Below are 2,780 nucleotides of genomic sequence, written 5' to 3'. Positions count from 1 at the left end.
TGCTCGAGCGGGCGATGGCGATACTCCCTCCATTTCAAGGCAAGGCCAACGCTCCGAAGCTTGCCGCCCATGCCCACCTTGGCGATGTACGCTAACGGCTGGGGGTGTGACCAGTTTGGGTGAGCGGGGCTGGGATTTATCCCACGTTAAAAAAGTTCCTTGCGTGCCGACCCGCTTCCGTAACCCATTCACCCCAAATTGGTTACACCCCTTGTTGTACGCCGTATTTAATTATATCAATCTGTTCTTTGGTCTTATTTTCCAATAAATAATGCTTAAACCTAAATATATTAAAGCGAAAGCAAATTGGAATATCAAAATGTTTAAGTCAGTTTTACCACCTAAATATTCTATCGACCTTATTATTCCTTCAATAATAAGATATAAAAATGCTAAATATAAAAGAACTATTAAAATCCAACCAACAATTGAATTTCTAATCGATTGATATAGAAATATAATCATTGGAATTAAAACTTTATAATCTATTTTCCTAAAACGTTCTTCTACAAGAATTAGTTGTTCAATAAATGCATACGCAAAAATTAGAAATGGAATTATGTAAAGTAATCTGATTAGAAAAGTTTTAATCCTTGTTTTCATTTTCTGATTTCTATTGGAGTGCCAATTTCAATTAATTCATATAATTCATCAATTTCTCTATTCGTTACAGCTATGCAACCTAATGTCCAATCAAATAACAAGTGAAATCTACCAATCCAACCAAATCCATTTCTTATTCCGTGAATTTTTATCAAGCCCCCTGCATTTTTATCATATTTGTTTGCATTTTCAATGTCTTTTTGGTTTGGGTATGTAATACTTAAGTTTTTATGATAGTTACTTTTTGAACTCTTATTATCAATAGTGTATTTTCCTTCAGGGGTCTTCTTGTCACCTTCAAACTCTTTTTTTTCCTTTGGAACTATCCCAAGTGAGACTTTATATGTTTTAATTATCGTGTCGTTTGAGATTAAATCAAGCGTTCTTTTGTGTTTCGTTACAATTATTTTTTCTATCCTAATGTTTTTTTCAATAGGTCTAAATGGTTTAAAATAAAAAATCAATGAATAACAAATTAGTCCTGAGAGAAATATTCCAATAATATATTTAGCTTTAATCTGCATTTTCGTCAATATGGCGTACAACTTACTTGTAAACTTACCAAAAGTTTATTGTGATCGCAAAAAAGTGTTGTTAAAGCGCACCTTTGGGTAATCTTTGATCATACTCAAAAACCTTAAATGTCCATGTCGTCAAAGGGCGATTTAACCTTTTGCAACGAGCTCTGCGATACGTGGGTGTAAATCTCGGTGGTGCGGCTGCTCTTGTGGCCCAGCAGCTCCTGGATGTAACGCAAATCGGTCCCTGCCTCAAGCAGATGCGTAGCGTAGCTGTGCCTTAACCAGTGCAACGAGGCGGGTTTGTTTATGCCCACTGCCTCCAAAGCTACCTTAAGTACCTTCGATAGCGATGCCTCAGAGTACCGCTCGCCCGCTTCCTGCCCCTCAAAAAGCCAAACCTTGGGCCGGTAAAGCTTGTAGTATCCCTTAAGCATCCCTATGGTGCGCTCCGAAATGGGCACCATCCTGTCCTTGCGGCCTTTCGAGTTGCGAATGGTTAGAAACCCCCGATTACTATCCACATCGGTTGGCCTAAGCCAAAGTAATTCCCTGCGCCTAAGCCCGCATGCATATATTAGGCTAAGCATCGTTTTGTGCTTGATGTTTTTGGGCGATTGGAGAATGGCCCTAATCTCGTCCTTGCTTAGCACATTGGGTAGCTTGTGCTCACGTCGTGGGCGCTCCAGCTTCTCAATGTCAATGGGGGCGTTAACAATCTCGCGGAAGAATAGCTTGAGCGCGCTAACCAGCTGGTTCTGGTACGTATAGCTATATCCTTGAGCAATTAGCTTCCCCCGTACAAATTCAACTACATCACGGTTTGTGATATGAGCCAGGTTTGTAGCGCTCATATGCCCGGCAAAGATGCTAATCATCTCGGTGTACCGGTTAATAGTGTTTTCGCTGTACCGCTTATGGGTTAACCATTTTTTGTACTCGTCGATAAGCACCTGGTTCTCTCGGATTGGTGCCGAAACCCTAGTTATGGTCTTGCCCTGAACAGCCTCGCTTTTTACTGGCTTGGCTGGTTGTATAGCGCTATAATCAACCCAGTAACCTTTAAACGATGAGTAAACCCTTGTCAGGTTGAAGTTTGCCTTGGCAACATACCAGGCGTTATTGGTTTTGCTCCAGCGGCTACCTTCAATGCCTTTTACAATCCCAATAAGCTTCTCGTCTCTTGGAAATCTGATGAATATCACATCGTTATCGCGGTGATACCCAGGCTCTAGCTTGATTTGAATGCTTGCCATAACAAACCATTTTTGCACAGCTTCGCCCCGTCAGTCACAAGGCGGGTTGCGTTGACCAAAAAATCAACTAAAAGTATAATAAATAACTTAAAACTGTATGAAAATGTGAAAAAATGTTAAACAAAAGTCGAGGCGTGTACTTATGCTGATGATGTGACGATGTGTAATAGAACAACCCATATGGATTGGTGAACCGAGTCCAACCACCCATCAATAATCATTGTTTTACAGGATGAGGTTAAGCATTCAATAGGTTGATTTTATGCTTATGGTATGAACGGCTAAATATTATTTTGAGGTGCTGGAGAAATAGTTCCTTAGCCTAAAGTAAAAGAACTCCCGATCCCTAGTGCCCTGATTGATCATGATAAAGCGCTTAATTTTACCATTAATACATTCAGCA

3 protein-coding genes are annotated in these 2,780 nt (G+C 40.2%); all 3 read right to left on the bottom strand.

Annotated features, from left to right (window positions below; genetic code table 11):
• Positions 1–231 precede the first annotated feature (231 nt).
• Positions 232–603, bottom strand: coding sequence for a hypothetical protein (locus tag G8O23_RS17165; protein ID WP_166367141.1), 372 nt, complete (start codon positions 601–603; stop codon positions 232–234).
• Positions 600–1,127 (bottom strand): L,D-transpeptidase family protein, encoded by a 528-nt coding sequence (locus tag G8O23_RS17160; protein ID WP_166367140.1) that lies wholly within the window; start codon positions 1,125–1,127, stop codon positions 600–602. The genes G8O23_RS17165 and G8O23_RS17160 overlap by 4 nt, the downstream gene beginning before the upstream one ends.
• A 113-nt stretch (positions 1,128–1,240) precedes the next feature.
• The gene (locus tag G8O23_RS17155) at positions 1,241–2,377 is read right to left on the bottom strand and encodes a tyrosine-type recombinase/integrase (RefSeq protein ID WP_166367139.1); all 1,137 of its coding nucleotides are present in this window, start codon (positions 2,375–2,377) and stop codon (positions 1,241–1,243) included.
• Positions 2,378–2,780: the final 403 nt, after the last annotated feature.

It is taken from the genome of Perlabentimonas gracilis (assembly GCF_011174675.1).
GTDB lineage: Bacteria > Bacteroidota > Bacteroidia > Bacteroidales > Tenuifilaceae > Perlabentimonas > Perlabentimonas gracilis.
This window is presented reverse-complemented; position numbering and strand designations above follow the sequence as displayed.

What these genes read in the sequence shown, in the direction of transcription:
- G8O23_RS17160 (WP_166367140.1), bottom strand. Translation starts at nt 1,127, where the DNA reads ATGCAGATTAAAGCTAAATATATTATTGGAATATTTCTCTCAGGACTA.
- G8O23_RS17155 (WP_166367139.1), bottom strand. Translation starts at nt 2,377, where the DNA reads ATGGCAAGCATTCAAATCAAGCTAGAGCCTGGGTATCACCGCGATAAC.
- G8O23_RS17165 (WP_166367141.1), bottom strand. Translation starts at nt 603, where the DNA reads ATGAAAACAAGGATTAAAACTTTTCTAATCAGATTACTTTACATAATT.